The sequence below is a fragment of the Hugenholtzia roseola DSM 9546 genome (genome assembly GCF_000422585.1).
Lineage (GTDB): Bacteria > Bacteroidota > Bacteroidia > Cytophagales > Bernardetiaceae > Hugenholtzia > Hugenholtzia roseola.
Map to the genome: position 1 here is coordinate 57,646 of NZ_KE383880.1, position 21,340 is coordinate 78,985.

Here is a 21,340-nt window from a genome sequence, read left to right on the forward strand (position 1 = left end):
AAAAAATATTTTAATCACTGCACAGAAAAGGCTACACTATCCATCAGTTTTTTTACGCATTAGAAGGCAAAAACCCCTTCCGAAAACAATTCGCAAGGGGTCTTTGAAAGGCTTTTTTAAAAAGAGTTTTCAAGAGTCTTTTTGAGTCGGAAAAAGAACAAGTTTGAAACGGCTAAACTTAATTAGAACAATCCTGTTTTAGTTAGGATAGCCAAGTATTTGTCTTGCCAAAAAGAGTTTGAGTTCGTTACGTTGAGATAAACCACGCCGCCCTCTTCGGTAATGGTGTAAGAGCCGCTCGGACGGGCAGGCACTAATTTTACGTTCTTCGCCTTTACCTCGCTGCTGCTGCCTACTCTGATTTGGCTCACGTTGCGCTTATCGATAGAAGTGAAGTAACTTGCGCTTCGCGCGTCGGGCTTGAAGCCTTTTTTATCATTTACGATAATGTTTTGTTTCTTCAATTCTTTTTCTGTGCCGACAATATAAAATACGGTATTCAATTCGGTGCGGGTGTCATCTAAAACTACGCTGGTAGAATCGAGGGCGTATTCAGTAGCGGCAACTTTGGTTTTCAAACCTTCTACTTCCTGCTCCAATTCTGCTACACGACCGCGCAAGAGCGTAATTTCGGCTTCTTTGTCTTCTACGGTCTTTTTGAGCATCTCAATTTGCTTGGCTAAAAGTGCATTTTGAGAATTAGACTCCTTGTATTTTTTTTCTAATTCGCGAATCATAGCTTTGTTTTCACGCATCTGACGCTCGATTTCTTCTAAGTTTTGGTCTATGCCCAAACCTGCTGCATCTGCCGAAACGCGCTTTCCGCGAATGTCTGCCGTAATTTGGCGGATTTTTTCCTCTGCCTTACGCATAGAGTCCAATTTATTATAGACCATGTCCATCTCTTGGGTCAGACCGCTGATATAAACACTGTCTTTTTCTTTGGCACGCTTAAACTCTTCAAGTTCGAGGCGTAATTTTTTCTCTTCTTCGCTCATGCCACCTGTGCAGCTATAAAAAGCGAGCATTAGGCAAGAGAGTATAGTCAAATAAAGTAATTTCTTCATAAAACGATTGTGAAAAGGGTTAGGGTTCAAGATGCTAAAAAAAGCAAAATCGCGCACAAAGTTAAACACTTTTTAAAGATGCAAGCTATTTTCGCCCTACAAAATGCAAAGAAAATGCGGCGAGCAGCAACTTAGGTCTTTCTTCGCGCAATTTGACTTGTTAAAAGTACATTTTTTCGCGCTCTTACACAAGTTTTGGTAAAATTTATCGAACTATGGCAACTTTTTGAATAATTTTCAGTGCCAAAGGAAGCCCAATTTTACACTTAACAAGAAATTTTGGCGACTCTATTTTGGTGTCTGCCCCCTGCAAAAGGCGTTTCGAGAAACGCCACTACCATAGCCGCTGCGGTTTCAAAATCGACAAAACGGGCAGGAATACAAAGCACGTTGGCATCATTATGCTCACGCGCCAAAGTTGCCAATTCTACATTCCAACACAAAGCCGCACGAATTTGAGCATATTTATTGGCAGTAATGGCTACCCCATTGCCGCTACCACAGATAAGGATTCCGAAAGTCGCATTTCCTTCTACTACGGCTTTCGCTGTCGGGTGTGCAAAGTCGGGATAATCCACTGAATCTGCGCCGTCAGTGCCAAAATTGAGGACTTCGATGCCTTTTTCTGCCAAAAGAGCCGCGATTTTTGTTTTATAGTCTGTGCCTGCGTGGTCGTTTCCGATTGCTAATTTCATGGAAAAAGGAATTTGAGATGAGAAAATGTAGGCACAAAGTTAGGGAAAGTAGGCTACATGTGGCTCAAAAATCTATGCGCATGCCATGATAATTTTCGGCATTTCGGTAGTCTTTTCGCAAAGGAAAACCCTCCCAATCTTCGGGCATCAGGATACGGCGCAAATCGGGGTGCGCCTCGAAGCGGATTCCAAAAAGGTCGTATATTTCGCGCTCCTGCCAATCGGCAGTCTTGAAAAAAGCCGCCACAGAGGGCAAGGCAAAGGCTGCTTCGCCTTCTTTTTTGGGAATTTGCACCAAAATAGAAAAATCATACGCATACACAACCGAACGCCATTGATAGACAAGCTCGAAATGCGAAACGACATCTACGCCAATTTGTGCCACCAAAAAATCTACATAAAAGGCTTCCTCTTGACGTAAGATTTTTGCCACTTCTGCTATTTTTTGAGGAAAAAGCAGGTGCAGATGGGGCGTTTTTTGCTCAAAATAAGACGAAGACTGCGGGGCATTTTGTTGTAATTTGGCTTCTAAGGCTTCTGCAAGTGAGGCAAGTGAATGGAAAGGCGTTTGCATTTTTTATGATAATTTTATTATTTTAAACTTTTATTGATGATTTTTTATTTGTGATTTTTGTTGATTAGGCTCTATTTTCAAGGTGCGCCAAAGTAGCCTTTTTCCCCTCTGCCATCAGTGCCAATTTCTGCGCCTTGCTGATATTAAAATCCAAGTCGCGAATACCTAAAACCTCAATAAAGACCGTCCTTTTGAGGTCGTCGGGGCTATGTATAAGTTGCTGATACTGTGCCTGAAAGAGGGTATTGAAAAGGGCTTTAAGGTAGGAAGGTATGCCCTTGATGCGGTTGTCAGGGACTTTTTTATTAAAATAGAAACCCAATGTTTCATCTTTTGGGCTGCGCGAAAGGTGCAGTTTCAAAACTTCCCTATCAAAAATCTGAATGGCGTAGTTGAGCAAAGCTCCACCATCTACAAAATAGTCGCCTTTGTAGGTTTGGGCTGCAAAAAAGAAAAGCACTGACATAGAAATACGCACAGCCTTTGCCACTTCCATGTCGGGCGTGGTTTTGTAAGAAAAGATGTCAAAACGGTTTTTACTTACATTTGTACCAATTAAGTACAAATCCAACATGCCAGCTTCGTAAAAATCTTGGAAAGTAGCCTTTGGGTTGTCTAATTTGTCGGCAATAAGTTTTTCAAAAAAGTGTAGGAGTTTGTCGCCTTTATACCAGCCAAACTGCGTAAAAATCCTGAAAATACCCGTTGTGCCGCCGTCGGTGAGCTTGCGCATATCCAAATCGAGCAAAATTTGCTTACATTCGGCAGCGGTGTAGCCCAAAGAAAGAATCAGTGCCGCAATCGCTCCCGTAGAAGTACCTGCAATTTTTTCAATGCGCGGCATCAAACCCTGCTCCTCTAAGGCTTCATAAACGCCCTGATAAGCCGCACCCAAGACTCCGCCGCCCTCGAAGACCAGATTTTTAATGGGAGTGTTCATTTCAAAAAAGTTGATTTATTTTTCAACGATTAGTGCTTAGGCGCACAAGATAAAAAATATCTTTGCTATTTCAAAAACAAAGGTAGCTATCACAAAGCAGGCTACTCCTGTCGTATGTCTTTTTGATACAACCTCAACAAGTCAAAGAAATAAGGATAAACAGTGTATTGTTTGTTTCGTACAAATTGCACTGACAAAGTTTGCAGTAAATCATCAATTTTGAAGTTAGCAGGCTTCTGGTAATAATGTAGTCTGCGAATTTTTATGCTTTTGTCCATTGACATTCCCATACTTTTTTCGCCAACAGTATAAATGTTTTCCGTTTCCGAAAAATAAATGCCTTCTAAGGCGGTTTTACTTTCTATTATTCTTTGGCTTTCAGTTTTCTGTGTTGCGGACGTGTCAAACAAAACTCTTTCTTCGGTTTCTTCAATAGCTAATACTAAGTCTTTTGCAAACACAAAATGAGTTTGTTTTAGATTTTCTTCGTGTTTGTCTTTGGTTTCGCCATTTTTTTGGTAGGTCTTGTTTTGTCCGTTTTCATTTCGAGTGTAGTTGCGGTCTGCAAACTGCTTTTCAAATTGAAACCAATCAATTCCCCAATTTTTTAAAAATTCATTGCGTTTTTGTTTTTCGCTTGGATTATCCAAATTTAAAAACTGCAAAACATAGTGATTATCAACATACATAAATGTATTTTGATACATATAAGCAAAACTAACCAATGATGTATTTTTAGATGTTTCAAAACTATATACCAAAGGCAAAGAATTTCTCCTACCTTTGTCAAAAGTTCCATTTATTGGTAATTTATCAACAATATATTTTTTCAATAAAAGTTCATTCAAACAAACATCTAAACGGTACTTGTAGTCCTCAAACTTAAAAATGTCATACTCAAAATAAACATCTGCCGAATTAAAATCATCTGCCTTATTCAAATTGATATTGAGTGTTTGCATTGGAATTTTACTCGCAAACGCTTGATAAATTTCTCGTTTATGGTCATCATAACCTAACAAGAAACCGTCTTCTTCAAAGAGTTGTTTTTCAACGTCTTGCAAAACCAAAATAGGCTTTGTACTACTCTCCAAATCTTCTCTTTTGATTTCTGAAAAGCTAATTTCGTACAAATTCCCAAAATACTTATTCAGTAAATCAATGTAGTCTTGAAAATTATTTTGATTGGGCTTGGGAACATCTTTTTGACGTAAATCCAAAACGCCTATTTCACCTAATAATTTCAAATATAAGCCTGTACCTTCACCTGTTTTTTCATTAAAACCATAACCTTTTACACTGCCTACTTTTTTTGATTGTTTTCCCATTTGTTCCATTGGTATAACTTGAGTCATAAAATGACTTCGCTTTTCTGCTACCCTTTCGCCAAATACCTCGTTGTAATAAGCAACTAATTCACTTTGAAAGTTTCGTAATAATTCACTTCGGCAACCTTGAAAAGCGTTTGTATCGGTTTTGTGGCTATCATACCATTTAATCGCAGGTCTTCGTGGTTTGAAGTTTAGATTTTTAGCGTCTTGGGTGGTCGTATCTCTAAAAATTGTATTCAAATTTTGATTATTTTTTAATCGTTGTCCTACCTCACTCTGTTTGAGTTGGCGTAAATACCTTGTGCCTTGTATTTGCTCAAAATAGTTGTAAAAATTGATATATTTAATATCAAACTTACTATCAAGTTTCTTCAAATAACTTGCCTCTGATGTAATTTGAAATTCGCCTTTACTTTCTTGGATTTTTGCAAGTAAGGCGGTTGTTTTTTGCTTATCGTCTTTGCTATGAATATAAAAGTAATCTCCCTGACAAGTGCGGTGAGCCTTATAATACCAACTTGAAAGAAACAATTTGGCTAAAATGTGCAAATTGCTTTGGGTACAAAGGTCTATTATATTTTTTTCTTGGGCTGTTACCTTTTCTCCTTTCAAAAAATCAAAAGTTAAGGAAATACGCTTTTCAGGTTTTTCAGATTTATCAACCAAAACAAATATACACGCCTTTGGTTGTGCAAATGAGTAAAAATAATAAGGCAAATTTAATTGCTCTTTATAGGTGTTGTGCAGTTTGGCAAACTTATTTTTGTCTTGCGAAAACCTAAAACTATCAGGTACTTCAAGTGTAAAAAGTTGATACTTTTCTTGTAAGGCACTAATATTAATTTTGTCTAAATTGATGACAAAATTAGTGGTAGGCACGTTGTGCTGTTTAGGTGTAGATGTTTTAGCCATTGTTTAATTGGTTTTTAAGTTCAGAAATAAAATACTGAAAATTAGGTGAGTAGTTTTTATCTTTATCTACGGATTTTCCCGTTTTAAGCATGCTTTGAATAACAACGATTTTTGCCTTCTCAAAATTATTACCAACCTCATTAAAATTTTTATCATAATAATTAGTAGGTCTTTCTCCATTACCAAAAGCATTTATGTAGATAACTTTGCAATCTTCTTGTTTATGAAAATCTATAATCTTAGCCAATTTTTCTTGGGCTTTTTCTTTAAAATTTGCCTCGTTAAGTTTTGGGTGAAAAAAGTAGTCATCTTCGGCTAACTGAAAATGCGTAATAGTTTGCTCACTGTAATTTTTAGCATCAATGTACCAATTTTTACCTTCCACTTTCAAATCTATCAACTCAAAAAGTTCATTGGGGATTTCTCTTTCGGTGAGTTCAATTTTTTCATATTCAAAAACGGCTTTTACGGCTTCCTCGCCAATAGCACCCGCCAAAATACACTGATAAAAATAGGGCGTAAAGTAAATTCCTTTACCCGAAAAACCTTGCTCAAATTGGTTTAAGTCAAAATGACCTCTCAAAATTGTGTTGTTTTGCACATTCAGAAAAGCACTATCCAAATGCCATTTTCCAAAACTGCTATCAGGATTAGCCTCTCTTGGTACTATGTTTAGCGTATCTTTTTGTATCCAAAGACATTTTTCTTTGTGGTCGTAAAGGTCTGTTTCAAAAGTAGAAGCATACTTTTGGAATAGTTTGTATTCAAAAGTTTTAGTTGTTATTTTTATACCTTTGTCATTTTCAAATTCTTCAAATTTTGCAAAAGATTGTTTTAGTGCGTATTCTCTCAAATCTTGCCATTCTTTGCGAATTTGTACTGCCCTTTCTTGTGGTAATTTATTTTCTCTTACCAAATTTAGTTGTGCTAATAATTTTTTAATTTCGGCAATACACCTATTATTGATAATCTTCAAGCCTTCCCATTGAATTTGTCTTTGTTGGTATTCTCTACCAAATTTACTTTCAAGAATATAAGCAAATAAAGCCTTTATATTTTGAGAAAAATAAGGCTCATTTCGTTTGAAAACAGCATAAAAATCGTCTTTTGTCGCAAAGTCTTCTAATTGATTATAGACTTCATTTTCTAAGCGAATTATTTGTGTATTCATTTGTTCCCAAACTCTTTCAATACGCCCCAATGCCTGAATGTAAGTAGAAACACGATTGGAAAGCCCGTCTGGTGTATAAATGTAAAAATTATTAAAATTATCAATATTGCGAATGTTATTCAAATATACTTTAAACTGCTTTTCGGAAATAATTTTATTTTTTTCTAATTTTGCCAAATAGTAAATATTTGTCTTTATCTTTTCGTTTTTAGTTTGCTCATTGTCTTTTTCGTATTCAATCGGATTGAAAAAATAATACGGACTATCCAACAAATGAATATTGGAAAAATCTGTTTTTTGCGTTTTATCTTGGTCTTTGTAGAAAAATAGATTTACACCATTGCCCGCAGAAGGATAAGTTGTAACAAGCAAAACAGGCAAACCACGCCAAAACAATTCGTAATAAGCATTTTGCTCTTTTTCGTTTTGGGCAATTTCTTTGCCTTGACTTGCATCAAAAAATAACACTATAAAGTTTTTATCTTCAAACTGAATTTGAAAACAATTTTTGAGAGAATTATTAATTTTTTGAATTTTGTAAGCCTTATTTTCAGGTTCTTTCCAATCTTGAAAAAGTTTTAAAATGTGTTTATGAGAACTAAAAAACAAAAGATTGGTATTATTTTGTTCTTGGTTTTTTGCAACCCACTGCAAAGTGGCAAAAAAATGAACAAGCCGTTTTTTGCGATATTCTTGCTTTTTCCCGCTTTCAAACTCTTGTTGATTTGTATGCACAAAGTTATCAATCAATTTAGATATTTTCTCTGAAATATTGGTTTCCGCAATTTGTACTTGTGCTTGGTTTTTCCTCTTTTCAAACTTAGTTTCATTGGCTTTTTGAATTAGAGAAGTATTATCTTTGGAAATTTCATAATAACATTCACCTAACTCATTTTTCAACCAGTCTAAGTCAAAGTTTTTTACATAGCGATTTATCTCTGCGGTTGCAGACAAGCCAAAAACTAAGTTATTTTGTGTTAAATGCAATAAAATGCTTTCAGGCGTTGTAAAAAGTGAATAGTATTTTAGTTCAACTTCCTCGCTATCTGTTGCATAACCCAAATCGCAAACTTCGTACAAACCAAAGCCGTTGTAATACATTTTACTCTCGTTTGTCCCAACGACCATTCTTTTAAATGGGTGCTGACGAATTTGTTTTAAAATTCGCTTAAATTTATCGGAAGTGCCAAAACAATGCTCTGCCAAATCCCGATGAATTTTCGGGTGTTCTGACTCTAAATTTTTGAACAAACGAATAATGGCGGAGATGCTTTGATTAACAACATTCAACAAAACATAGGCATTTGGTCTGTTCTGTTCGGTGGCTATCTCAAGGTAGCAAGCCTCATCTCGAAAATTTAAAAAGATTGAAAAATTACCAATACTATAGCGGGTTTGGAAAATTGAAGTGCCTCTTAATTTCGCCTCATTACAAAGAAAATGATTCACTTCTGGATAACGCAATTTATACTTTTCTGTAAGATTTTTTATTTCAGTTGTAATTTTATCTAAATCCTGACGTATTTTAGGGTTATTTGGCAAAAAACGCTCCCTTGATAGCTTATACTTAGTAAGGGTTATATAAAAATACTCTACAAAACTAAATGGCTGCTCTACGGCTGTGTCTTTACAAATTTGCGTGAGCAGGTCATTTTCCAAAAAATCAAATTCATCGAGAAAAATAACATTTGTTTCTTCTTTTTCCTTGTTATTTTTGAGTTTATAGAGATTAATGACATCTTTTCCGTCAAAAAAACCATAAAAAGCCTTTTGTAAAGAAACTAAAAATATACGTTTTTCAGTAGGATTATTGACAAAATCCAAATAAGGAAAAAGTACCTTGATTGTTGGATTCTGGATTAGTTCGCTATATACTTTTTGGTTTTTTTCTGCTGAAGCACTTTTGATGATATTTCTAAAAAACGAAAAAATACTGCGGACTTTTTCACTCAGAAAGTCTGTAAGGTCGCTGTTATTAGGAAAATCGTTTGCCTGCTTTTTAGTAAATTCCTGAATCAGGGAATAATTTTGTTTAATGAAATTATTGTTTCCCTTGTAAAGTTTGTTTGCATATTGTTGAATAGCTGTATGGTTGAGAAGAGCCTCAAAATCTTCTTTTTTTATTTTTTTGATAATTTCCTCGTCACGTTCCTGCAAACAATAACCAATGTTAGCACCTTCCAAATCTTTTACCATGGCATCAAGCAACTGCAAACGATTTGCTACATAAAAAAATCGTTTGTTTTTCTCTGTATTCTGTTTAACAGTTTCAACAATGCCACTCGTTTTTCCCAAACCTGTTCCTCCCAAGACTAATTTGAAGCCTGTTGAGTTTTGTAAGGTATTTTGGTAATAAGTTGTGTAAAAAGATTTAGTCATTTTTTATATTCTAATTTCATTTGTTGTAACAATATAAGGAAAAATTATGCTAAGATAAAAGTTTATTCTACGATATATTTTCAGTCAAAATCCACCAAACATAGGACAAGGCAGTGCCTTGTCCCTACACAAACTACTGTTTTTCAGAACGCCCTTGCAAAAGCCTAACGCCTCCTCCTACCGCGCCTGCGCGTGCGTGAGGCAGTTTTTTGTATGATTGGTTCTAATTCTACCAAACGCAAATCTATCGTTCTGCGCTCGATATCTACGGCTTTGACTTCCACTTCTACATCAGCACCTAAGGCATAGACCTTTTGTGTGCGCTGCCCTATGTAGCGTTGGTTGCGTGCGTCGTATTCGTAATGGTCGTCTTTGAGGTCGGAAAGACGCGCCATGCCTTCGCAAGCCGTTTCGGTGATTTCTACATAAATCCCCCATTCGGTGATGCCTGTGATGATGCCTGCAAAGGTTTCCCCTATCATTTTAGACATGTACTCGGCTTGTTTGTAGCGAATAGAAGCGCGTTCGGCATCGGCAGCGCGTTTTTCCATTTCAGAGGCATGGCGACAGAGTTCCTCAAATTTCTGCTTGGCGACACCTTTTGTGTTGTTGTTGAGATATTTTTCCAAAAGCCTATGCGCCATCATGTCGGGGTAGCGGCGAATGGGCGAAGTAAAGTGTGAATAGTGTTCAAAAGCCAATCCGAAGTGTCCGATAGGCTGCGTGGTGTATTTCGCCTTTGCCATCGAGCGGATAGCAAGTTGCTGCAAAACGTTGGCTTCGGGCTTCCCTTCGGTGTCATCTATGAGCTTTTGGATAGAAAAGGCAACCTTTTCGGGGCGCGTATCTACTTCATAGCCAAAGCCTTTGGCAAAGTTTCGCAAGTTTTCGAGCTTTTCGGGGTCTGGATTGTCGTGTGTGCGATAGACCATGACGTTCTTTTCGCCTCCCCCTTGGTATTGATAGACAAATTCGGCTACTTTTTTATTCGCCAATAACATAAATTCTTCGATGAGCTTGTGCGCCTCTTTTCGCTCTTTTGGAATGACGGCAATCGGGATTCCATTTTCGTCTAATTTAAACTTCACCTCTTGGGTTTCGAAACCGATTGCACCCTGCTGAAAGCGTTTTTCTTGCAAATTTTTCGCAATCTGATTGAGCTTTAAAATTTCGGTAGCAAAGTCGCCTTCACCCGATTCGATGCGCTCTTGTGCCTCCTCGTAAGTAAAGCGGCGGTCGGAATGAATGACCGTTTTTCCAAACCACGACTTTAAAATTTTGCCTTCCTCGTTCATCTCAAAGACTGCCGAAAAGGTGAGTTTGTCTTCATGCGGACGCAAAGAGCAAAGTTCGTTTGAAAGGCGTTCAGGCAGCATAGGCACAACTCTATCTACCAAATAAACAGAAGTCGCGCGTTTTTGGGCTTCCTTTTCTAAAAGCGAAAGTGGGTGTACGTAATGGGTTACGTCGGCGATATGCACGCCAATTTCCCAAATGGAATCGGCTTGGCTTGTGCCTGCTTTAAGTTGGCGGATAGAAAGGGCATCATCGAAATCTTTGGCATCAAAAGGGTCGATGGTAAAAGTGGTAATAGGGCGCAAATCGCGTCTTTTGGCAATTTCTATCTCATCAATCGTGTCGGGAATTTGGCTTGCCTTTTCTATCAATTTTTCGTCAAAATCGGTAGGCAAATTAAATTCCAACATAATCGCATGGATTTCTGTTTCATTTTCGCCTGCCTGCCCTAATACGCGCACCACTTCCCCAACAGGATTCTTTTCGCGCTCACTGCTCCATTCAGTAATTCTGACCACTACCTTTTGCCCATGCTCGGCTTCATTGATGCCTTGCGGGGGAATGAAAACGTGCAACTGCACCTTTCGCTGGTCTATGATAGCAAAAGCATAGCGATTGAACATTTCCAAACGCGCCACAAACTCCTCTCGCTTGCGACTGACCACTTCTAAAACTTCCGCTTCGGGGTTTCTGCCGCGCGATTTGCCTGTGAGGAAAAACTCGACCTCGTCGCCATCTATTGCACCCAAAACTTTTCTACTATTGACAAAAGCGTCCTTTTCTAATTCTTCACAAAGAATATAGGAATATTCGCGACTGATGTAGTCAATCGTACCACGATAAGTCTTGCCTGCATATTTTCTGGGGGCAGGTTTTGGGGTAGCCACTTCTCTTTTGGATTCGGCGGTGGCTATTTGCTGTGGCTCTGCTTCTTCTTCTGCACTTTCTTGCGCAAAGGCTTCCAACGATTCAGAATAGGCTTTTTCGTAGGCTTCTTCGGGTGAAAGTGGCGTTTTGAGCGTCTTTGTGTTAGGCTTGTTTTGAGATTCGCTCTCGGCTTTATGTTCAGACTTGGGCGTTTCCGAAGGCGCGTCTTTTTTGGTAGGTTCTATTTTTTCGGAAATAGGCTCGGAAATAGGCTCGGAAATAGATAAGATAGGCAAGGGCGCATCTTCTTCTTGTAGGCGCGTTTCGAGGTGGTTTAAAATCTGGGTATCGTCGGTATTATCGATGAAGTGCATAAGATTGCCTACCCATTTTTTGAGCTTTCGTTTGAGCTGTTCTTTGAGATTTTGCAAAGGGCTATCTCCCATTTTCGGGGACTTTTCACTTTTTTTGCCTTTCTTGGCTTTGGGCGATTTTTCCGCCTGCTTTTTTTCTTTTTTCTTCACTTTACTTTTTTCTTTGTGATTTTTCTTTGATGAGGGTTGAGTAGAAGGATTTGAGTCAGCGTTGGGGTCGGAAGGATTTTCTTGGGGGTTAGCCTCTCCATTCGACAGGGTTTGCGGCATAAAAGGCGGCTGCGAGTCGGTATGTTTTTTCGTTTTTTTGTTTTTTTTAGACATATCTGAAAAGACAAGTGTTGAACAATTTTGATTAAAATTTTAAAAATAGCGAAAAAATTGAATCGTGAGGGTTATCTGATTTCACAATCTTACGCTAAAAAAAGAGAGGAGTTTGGGATAAGTATGGGCAAAAAGCCTACCTTTATCATACTACGCATAAAGGTAAGTAGAAAGTTCGAGAAATAAAAAAATAAGACGACTTTTGTAGCTTTGTTTGCAAAAGTATGCCCTAAACGGTATATTTTTCACAAAAAAAAAACGAACCCTGCGGCTTTTCAAAAATAAACGCTAAATTAGCACCCATAAGCCCCTAAGCCGCACAAGTGGGTGATTTTTGCCTCTGTGGGTTTTGTGCCACAAGGCGCAGGTCTGTTGATTTCAAAGCAAAACTTATGTTTGCATACATACGCAATAAAATTATTTACGGCAGTTCGGTCATTTTTGGCGTAATGGTAGTGGTTTTTCTTATCTTCCATACCCTTCCCGGCGACCCTGTGTCGCTCATTGCAGGGAATAGAGCCACACCCGAAACTATCGCCCAAATCAGACAGGATTTGGGCTTAGATAAGCCTTTGGTTGTGCAGCTTTTGTACTATATCAACGACCTTTCTCCGCTTTCTATCCATCAAAACAGCCCAACACAAGTCGAAAAATATAGTTATTGGCTTGCCATTCCGCTGGGCGATTACAGCCTGATGCTCAAACCGCCCTACCTACGGCGTTCCTACCACTCTAATAAACCTGTGAGCGAAATTTTGAGCGAGCGCATTGCCGAAACGCTTTGGCTGGCTTTGGTTTCGATGAGTTTCGCCACTGTCTTGGGCATTGCCTTGGGGCTATTTTCCGCCCTGAATCAAAACCGCTTTTGGGACAATCTTATCATCACCGCTTCGGTCATTGGTTTTTCCGCACCTTCTTTTATCGCTGCAATCCTGATTTCGCTGCTCTTTGGCTACTACCTAAGCGAATATACGGGGCTTAATATGACGGGTTCGCTCTGGGATAATGACGTATATGCAGGCAAAGGCTTGGAATTGAAAAATATCATCTTACCTGCCCTCACTTTGGGCATGCGTCCTTTGGCTATGATTGTGCAGATGACGCGCAACGCCATGATTGAAGAATTGAGCCGCGACTACATTCGCACTGCACGCGCCAAAGGCTTAAACAAATGGCAGGTTATCGTCAAACACGCGCTCAAAAACGCGCTCAATCCTGTCATTACTGCCGCTTCGGGTTGGCTTGCCTCTATGATGGCGGGCGCGTTTTTTGTAGAATATGTATTTAATTGGAAAGGCTTAGGCTGGGTTACTATCAATGCGGTCAATAACCTCGATTTGCCCGTTATTATGGGTTCTACCCTACTTGTGGCACTGTTTTTTGTTGTCATCAGTATCCTTGTCGATGTTTTGTATGCTTGGATAGACCCACGTGTGCGCCTGCGTTAGTCTGATGTAGCCGCTTTGTGCCAAAACCGTTCTGCTCATTTTTTATTTCCTACAATATGCCTCAAAAAACTACTTCTGCCCTTTTGATGCCCCTTTTTGTTGGCGTTTTTTTTCTCTTTCAAATGCTTTTTTCTGCCCCTTTGCAGGCACAAAATGCAGACGCACAAACTTTTTTGCGGCGTATTCCTTTTTCCGAAAAGCAAAATAAAGCCTTTTCAAAATTGCCCTATCTTTTGCTCAAAGCCTATTGCGAAGGGCGCGTAAAGGGCTACTACCCCTTAGCACCCGATTTAGAAGCCCCCTACGCCGAATTTTCAGCGCACTTTGGCTTTCCTTTAGCCGAAGAAATGCAGGCTGCCGATAATAGCCTCACGCCTACACTTTCTACCGACATTTGTCTGGAAGAAACCTGCCCCAATCTCGACCCACTTTCCTTAGATTGCTTCGAAGTTTATTTGGATTTATTTGAAGAACAAGCCCTCGATACGCGCAAAGGACGTTATAGCTACAAAACAAAGTGGATACGACTTGTCTATTCACACACCTGCACCAACACAGGATTGGAATATTATGGTGCAATTTTTAAGTATGAAGATTTACTAAAATTAGGGGAAAGGTTTGATGTCCCCAATGTAAAAAATCAAGCCCAAGCCCTTACTATCGGGCAAATTTTTTCGCAACGTCTTTTTTCGGGTTTTATCATCGAGCATAACGGCGAAACGATAGAAAACCCTGCCGAATACACCGAAGAACAAGACCGCAAGGTCATCTACAAAGACGTTCAAATCTATGAAGATTAAATCTATGAAGATTAAATTTTGAAGGCTAAATCTTGACAATTAGTTTTGACAATTAAGCCGATTTTCCTCCCTACAAACGGAAAAGAACACCTTTCCTGCCTGCCACTGCAACTTTTTGCCTTTTTTTGCATCTTTGCCTCTAAGGGGGTTAAAATTCATCTTTTTAATCTTCCTATTCTAACCTCACCCCAATAATGTTAAGTTCTGTACAAAGTCTTATGTTCTCAAATTTAATGCGAAATAAAATTTGGGCTAAACCCTTTTTTTAGGTCTGAAAGCCCTTTTTTATTTCAATCTCACTGCGGACAAGGCAATGTCCTGCATTTGCATCTGATTTTTAGAATTTAACACAACTGCCCTCAAACTCCCTTTGATGCTTATGAAATCTTTATTCTTTTTTTTATCTATTTTCTTTGCCTTTCTTACAACTGCCTTTGCACAAAAAACAGGCGTACAGGGAAAAGTTGTAGATGAAAATCGCGAACCGCTGCCCTTTCTCACCATCTACCTCGAAGACGGCACGCAAAGCACCACCACTAACGCCAACGGCGACTACTTTTTAGCCCTTCCAAAAGGCGAGTACCAAATTATTTTTCGCTTCGTTGGCTATGAAACAGTTTCAAAAACAGTTGAAATAAATCAAGAAGTTGTTACGCTTGACCTCGAAATGAAACCCGTTTCCTTTCTGCTCAAAGAAGTAGAAATCACCCCCGACAAGGAAAATCCCGCCTACGCCATTATTCGCCAAGCACAAAGAAAACGCACCTTTTATAGAGATGAACTCAAAGCCTATTCGTTTAAATCTTATATCAAATGTATTCAGAAATTAGACGAATTTGATGTGCCGCGCCTTTTTATTGGTAAGAAAGAGCAAGACGAAATCAAGCGACAGATGAAAGAAAACAAGGGAATTGTGTATCTGTCCGAATCCATTTCGCGCTGCTATTTCAAAGCCCCCAACAGCAAAAAAGAAGTGATGATTGCTTCAAAAGTTAGTGGAAATAGCAACGGTTTTAGTTGGAACAGTACAACAGATATGTTATTAAATTTATATGAAAATCAGCAAAATATACAGGTTGCGCCACGCCCTTTTGTGTCGCCTATCGCCCAAAATGCCTTTTCTCACTACGAATATCGCTATTTGGGTGAAACCAACGACAGAGGGCGGCTCGTGCATAAAATAGAAGTCTTGCCCAAAAATAAATATGGCGCACTTTATAGCGGCGAAATTTTTATTCAGGATAGCACTTGGCGGATTCATAGCGTCAATCTTTTAGTAAAAAAAGAAGCAGGTTTAGAATATTTAGAATATGTAAAAATAAAACAAGTATTTGTACCGCTGGCAGGCGACATTTGGCAGCTCGGTACGCAGGTTTTCGACTTTCGCTTAGATGTTGGCATGATGGGAGTCAAAGTAAAAGGCAATGGTTCTTATGCAGGCTCATTTTCAGAGTACAATTTAGAGCCGCGTTTTACACAAAATAGTTTAAAGAAAGATTTAGGTAATAAATACATTCCCACAAAAAGTGCGAAGGCGAAAACTAAAAAAGTAGCCTCTCGGCAGCAAACCCAAAAGCAATCCAACAAAGATTTGAAAACAAATCAGAAAGAAATTGTAAAAAAAGAAGATGAAATAGACAAAAAAGAAGCCAAAGCCTTCTTTAAAGGCGAAACGATGCTTATTCCCGACAGTGTGAATAAGAAAACAGAAGCCTTTTGGCTCGAACAACGCCCCGTACCGCTTACAGCCGAAGAAAAAGAAGATTATGTCCGTAAAGATAGCATAGAATTAGTGGTAAATTCCAAAGCATATTTAGACTCTACCGATAAGGTAAATAATCGTTTCAAGTTCAATAGCCTACTTTTTGGCTACACTTATCAAAATCGTCATAAAAAATACAGACTTAGTACAAGTTCGCTTATCAATGGATTGAGCTTTAATACCGTTGAGGGTTGGGTAGTGAATCCTTCCATCAATTTAGTTAAATATGATAATGAAAAATATCGCTATCACTCCAATCTTTTTTCTGTGCGATATGGTTTTTCCTCTAAAAAATGGTATTATACCTTTAATCATTTCACAACTTTCGATTTGGTCAAGCGGCGGCAGTTTCGCTTTATCGCCCAGCGCGACATAAATCAATTTCACGTAGGCGCGATACAGCCTTTTATCAATACGCTTTATACGATTTTTGCAGAAGAAAATTACATCAAGCTCTATGAGCGCGATTTGATACATTTTGCCTACAATCAAGAACTTTTCAATGGCGTTTCGATTTATTTGGCGGGACAATGGGAAAACAGAAGAACGCTACAAAATGCAACAAATTTGCCAAAAACTTACATAGACTACGAGCATAAAATCTTCGATACCAATAATCCCATTCCGATTGAAGACCCCAACGTGCTGCCCACACAAAGCAAGGCAGTTCTCCTTTCGGCAAACCTACGTGTGCGGCTCAAACAAACCTATTTGATGCGTCCTTATCAAAAAGTAGTGTTGGAAACGCCTTATCCTACCCTCTACCTACGCTACCAAATGGGCGTGCCAATCTTAGGCGCAAGCAGCAATTTTCACCGTATCACGTTGGAAATCAATGACCAAACCAAAGTAGGGCGCATAGGAAACCTGCAATATCTCTTTAAAGCAGGAACTTTCCTACAGGCTCAAAACCTAACCTTCTTCGATTATCAGCACTTCGATACCTCCCCAATCCTACTGGCTCGCAGCGAAAACCTGCTATTTTTAAATCTGCCTTACTACGCCCATAGCACCAACGGCAATTTCGTTGAGGGACATCTTGAACATGATTTTGGTGGTTTTTTGATGAAAAAATTACCTCTCTTTCGCAAAACCACCGCTACCTTTGTCATCAAAGGAAGTTACTTATACACGAGTCAGAATACACAAGTAAGCAAACCCGTTCATTATGCAGAAATTAGCTTTGGCGTAACTAAAATACTAAAAACCTTACGTCTTGATTTGGTGCATAGCTGGAAATCTAATTGGGCGACACAAGAAGGCATCTACTACCAAAACCCTTGGGGCTTGCGCTTACGCTTCAATAACTAAACGCGCTGCTTTCTACAAAAAAGTGTTATCTTTGTCTATCTATACCTCAAAAATGCAAAGATAACACTTCAAATTTGGTTCAGTTGGAAAAGTTACTCAAAATTTATCAAAAAAGATTAACTGCCTTACACGCCAAAAATCGCAACCTCTTCCTGCCACGCCTCTATGCAGGGCATTATTTGGACATCGAGGAGTTGAATTATGAATTAGCCGCCGACAAAAAGGAGCTAATTGATTATCTAATAGGACAGAATAAAAAGCCACTTTGCATTTTAAAGCAAACTGACAGCCGTAGTAGATTCAATAACCTTCTTAGCAAAAAAATCAATGAGCTATCAAAAAATTTACACCAAATAGAAGAAGAAAGTGGTGCGTATGATTTACAAGTTGGTTACCTTTTTGTTGAAGGGCAACTCCTCAATGGCATGCCTATCCGCTGCCCGTTGGTATTTTTTCCTGTGCGTTTGAAGAGGGTTTTGGATAGATGGTATCTCGAAAAAAGAGAAGAAGTAGGTATTTTTTTTAATAAAGTTTTTTTACAAGCCTACGCCTTATTTAATCAACACAAGTTTGAAGAAGATTTTTATGAAGGGACGCTCGATGCCTTCGAGCCAGATAAGGTTAGTTTTTTGGTAAAAATACACCAAACCTTACAAGCAAACTTTTTAGAATTGCGTTTCCAGACTCAAAATTTTACCAAACAGCTCGCCCCCTTTCAGACCACCACTGTTCAAGATTTCCTCCTCCATAGCCAATTAGGGCAGCTCAATCTTACCCCAAAGGCAGTGTTAGGAATTTTCCCTCCCTCCGACTCACAAATCGCAACAGACTACGATTTTCTATTAGCGCAAGCACCCGATTTTACCTTAGAAAAACATTTTGAAAGAGCAACGCCACCTACCACCACAAAAGCATTATTCGCCCCTTTTTCCTTAGATAGTTGGCAAGAAGATGCACTTTTAAAAATAAAAAATGGAAATTCTTTATTAGTAGAAGGTCCTCCGGGTACAGGCAAATCTCAACTCATTGCCAATATGATTGCCGATGCCTTAGCAGAAGACAAGAAGATATTGCTCGTCTGTCAGAAAAAAGCAGCCTTAGATGTTGTCTATAATCGCCTCAAAGAAAAGGACTTACATCATTTTATGGCAAAAATACACGATTTTAAACAAGATAGAAATAATCTTTTTGGTGAGATTGCCGAACAAATTAAAAATATTGAACAATATCAAATAGAAAATAATAGCCTTAATACCATTCAGTTGGAACGGCTATATAGCGACATAGAAAAGGAAATCATAGAAATAAATAGTGAATTAGAAAATTTAAAAAAAGGACTTTTTTCCGAAAAAGAGTTTGGTATTTCTGCTAAAGATTTGTACGGTTGGTTTGCCCAAAATAAAGTCCGCTATCCTTTTTCGTTACCCTTTGAAGTCGATGATTTTCTTTGGAATAAAGAAAATTTCAATTTATTTTTAAAACAGTTGCGCGAGATTAGCTTTCATTTTCCCAAGCCTCCTACTTCTGAAGTAATTTTTGAATTTATACAAAAAAGAAAACTTTTGGGTATAGAAAATGAAAAAAACTTACATAAAGTAGAAACACTGCTTTCTGATTTTTTCACAATCTATCAAGCCTTAGTGGTGTCATCGGAAAGGCTCAAAATTAAAATCTTTAAAAATAATATAAAAGAAACTAATTTTGATAAAATAAAAGAAAATTTTGATTTTTTAGTGAAAATAGAGGCAGTTTTGAAAGGCAACCCAAGCCATCAGAATATTTTTGAACAGCTAAAAAAATCTGCACCCAAGATAGAAAAAATACAAACTTACATTCAATATCTAACAAATTTGAGTCAGAAAAAGATAGAATGGCATTTGCCTCAAATTCAAGATTATCCTACGCCGATTGAGTTACAAAAATTTCAAAAGCAGCATCAAAATATTTTTTTAAAAATTAGCTCTCTTTTGTTTAGAAACGACATAGAAAAGAAAAAATTGAGATTAGCAAAAGAACTAATAGAAAAAAATAAGCTAAAAAAATACGATTTTTTAACGTTAAAAGTTATTATTTCTAACAGAACTAAATTTGAAAAAAAATTAGCACAATTTTACAAACTTGCTCAAAAATGGCAAGCCCCTAATTTTGATTTAAAAAGCCCAAATCTACTTATAGAAAATTTACAAAATTGGATAGAAAAAATAAAATATATACAAGAATTGCATCAGGAGGCAACCCGACAAAAACTCGCCTTTCAAGTTTCTTTTGAAGAAACGTATCAGGCATATCAAAATATTTTAAATTTAATCCAACAATTTGAACAAAAAAAACAAATTCTTCAACTCTACTTTACAGAAGCACAACTCGAAATTTTGTGCCAAAATCCTTTGGAGCGCGATAAAATTTGGTCGTATTGGGTAGAAAATTGGGAAGCCCTGCATCAGACGGATAAGATTCTTGCCCTTTTTTCAAAACAAGAACTTAACTTATTTGAAAGTTTTTTTTCTTATCTAAAATTCGATTTTGAGAGCTATGCTCCCCTTCTGACGCACTTTTTTCACGCCCGTTGGCTGGCTTTTTTAGAAATGCAGTATCCTTTGCTTAAAAGTGTGAGTACGAAAAAAGTTTTGTTTTTAGAAGAAAAATTACAAAGTTTAATTTTAGAAAAGCAAAAAATTGCCCATCAAATTATAATCATCAAAAATCGTGAACGGATTTATAAAAACAATAGTTACAACCGTCTGGGGAATCGTCTTAGCTATCGCGATTTATTACATCAAAGTCAGAAAAAAAGACAAATTTGGTCTATAAGAAAACTTATTAAACATTTCAAAAAAGAAATTTTCAAGCTCAAACCTTGCTGGTTGGCATCACCCGAAACCGTTTCAGCTATTTTTGAGATGGAAACCACTTTCGACCTTGTTATTTTTGATGAAGCCTCACAATGTTTTGCAGAAAAGGGACTGCCCTCGATTTATAGGGGAAAACAAGTGGTGGTAGTGGGCGATGAGCAGCAACTTTCGCCTTATGATTTATACGCAGTTCGCGCCGAAGAAACGGCTGATAATGAGGAAGATAGCCCTGCACTTTCAGTGGTTTCGCTCTTAGATTTGGCAAAACAGTATCTTTCAAAGGTTGCGTTAAGGGGACATTATCGCAGTCATTTAAGCGAACTAATAGATTTTTCTAATCAACATTTTTATCAAAATAAGCTACAAGTGCTGCCTTCTTTTCAAGATTTTATGCAGTATGAGCCGCCGATTGTGGTAGAAAAGGTGGAGGGCATTTGGGAAGAGGGTAGTAATGCAGAAGAGGCGGTCGCGGTGGTTAATCTTTTAACAAGGCTTATAGAAAAAGGTAAAAAAGATATAGGAATTATTAATTTTAATATCAAACAAAAAAAATGTATTGAAACGGAAATAGAAGCGCGAAATTTGGTTCTGCCCACTTCTATTTTCATAAAAAACATTGAAAATGTGCAAGGAGATGAAAGAGAGTACATCATATTTTCGATAGGATACGCGCCTAATAGGGAAGGAAAGCTACAAGCTAAGTTTGGAAGTTTGAATTTGCAGGGGGGCGAAAAGCGGCTGAATGTAGCCATCACACGCGCAAAGAAGAAAATTTATGTCGTTACAAGTATTTTGCCGCAGCAGCTCAAAGTAGAGCAAACTGCCAACTTGGGAGCAAAATTATTAAAATCTTACTTGGAATATGCCTATCAAGTTTCTAATTATGAGTATAGAAGCAAACTACCTTTTGAAGTAAGAGAAGACTTGCCGCTCTTTCGTTTGCGTCAGCAGTGGGCTACCCATTTTCCTTTTCAAGCCGATTTACCCTTTTCCGACCTCGCTTTATTTTCAAAATCGAACCAAGTATTTAAACTTATTCGCACCGATGATGAAAAATATCACGATTTGAGTAGCAAAGCCTTTCATGCTTATTTGCCGCTATTGTGGCAGGCAAAAGGTTGGGAAAGCGAAATGCTTTGGAGTAGAAATTACGCTTTACTTTTTGAAAAAGAATATGAAAAAATAGCGACTTGGTTTCAAGTATAAAGCAAAAACCGCCTTAGAGCGTGCTGCAAAG

At 38.0% G+C, this 21,340-nt stretch carries 11 protein-coding genes; 4 read left to right on the top strand and 7 right to left on the bottom strand.

Annotated elements, in window-relative coordinates; all coding sequences use genetic code 11:
* Positions 1 to 182: 182 nt before the first annotated feature.
* The 7 genes from G500_RS23395 to rnr form a co-directional block, all read right to left on the bottom strand.
* Complete coding sequence (locus G500_RS23395) at positions 183 to 1,067, bottom strand: Cbp1 family collagen-binding glycoprotein adhesin (RefSeq protein WP_154657148.1); 885 nt, start codon at positions 1,065 to 1,067, stop codon at positions 183 to 185.
* Positions 1,068 to 1,333: 266 nt separating this feature from the next.
* A complete protein-coding gene (gene rpiB, locus G500_RS0112465) occupies positions 1,334 to 1,762 on the bottom strand; it encodes a ribose 5-phosphate isomerase B (RefSeq protein WP_027002795.1) in 429 nt (142 codons plus the stop codon).
* A gap of 64 nt (positions 1,763 to 1,826) precedes the next feature.
* Positions 1,827 to 2,336, bottom strand: a complete 510-nt coding sequence (locus tag G500_RS23400) for an NADH-quinone oxidoreductase subunit C (RefSeq protein WP_051203554.1) — start codon at positions 2,334 to 2,336, stop codon at positions 1,827 to 1,829.
* A 64-nt stretch (positions 2,337 to 2,400) separates the two neighbouring features.
* Positions 2,401 to 3,276 (bottom strand): patatin-like phospholipase family protein, encoded by an 876-nt coding sequence (locus tag G500_RS0112475; RefSeq protein WP_027002796.1) that lies wholly within the window; start codon positions 3,274 to 3,276, stop codon positions 2,401 to 2,403.
* A 101-nt stretch (positions 3,277 to 3,377) separates the two neighbouring features.
* Positions 3,378 to 5,519 carry a hypothetical protein gene (locus G500_RS0112480; RefSeq protein WP_027002797.1) on the bottom strand — a complete coding sequence of 714 codons (2,142 nt, stop codon included), beginning with the start codon at positions 5,517 to 5,519 and terminating at the stop codon, positions 3,378 to 3,380.
* Positions 5,512 to 9,069, bottom strand: a complete 3,558-nt coding sequence (locus G500_RS0112485; RefSeq protein WP_027002798.1) for a hypothetical protein — start codon at positions 9,067 to 9,069, stop codon at positions 5,512 to 5,514. Before G500_RS0112485 ends, G500_RS0112480 begins: the two co-directional genes overlap by 8 nt.
* Positions 9,070 to 9,233: 164 nt before the next feature.
* Complete coding sequence (gene rnr, locus G500_RS23405; protein ID WP_051203556.1) at positions 9,234 to 11,930, bottom strand: ribonuclease R; 2,697 nt, start codon at positions 11,928 to 11,930, stop codon at positions 9,234 to 9,236.
* Positions 11,931 to 12,322: 392 nt separating this feature from the next.
* Here rnr and G500_RS0112500 point away from each other — a divergent pair, with 392 nt between their 5' ends.
* The 4 genes from G500_RS0112500 (at position 12,323) to G500_RS0112520 (ending at position 21,309) form a co-directional block, all read left to right on the top strand.
* Positions 12,323 to 13,378, top strand: a complete 1,056-nt coding sequence (locus tag G500_RS0112500; protein WP_027002799.1) for an ABC transporter permease — start codon at positions 12,323 to 12,325, stop codon at positions 13,376 to 13,378.
* A 56-nt stretch (positions 13,379 to 13,434) separates the two neighbouring features.
* Entirely contained in the window at positions 13,435 to 14,178 is a 744-nt protein-coding gene (locus tag G500_RS0112505; RefSeq protein WP_027002800.1) for a hypothetical protein, read from the top strand.
* Between the two features lie 379 nt (positions 14,179 to 14,557).
* On the top strand, positions 14,558 to 17,251 hold the full coding sequence (locus tag G500_RS0112515; protein WP_161626130.1) for a DUF5686 and carboxypeptidase regulatory-like domain-containing protein: 2,694 nt from the start codon (positions 14,558 to 14,560) through the stop codon (positions 17,249 to 17,251).
* Positions 17,252 to 17,334: 83 nt separating this feature from the next.
* The gene (locus G500_RS0112520; RefSeq protein ID WP_027002802.1) at positions 17,335 to 21,309 is read left to right on the top strand and encodes a DEAD/DEAH box helicase; all 3,975 of its coding nucleotides are present in this window, start codon (positions 17,335 to 17,337) and stop codon (positions 21,307 to 21,309) included.
* Positions 21,310 to 21,340 lie beyond the last annotated feature (31 nt).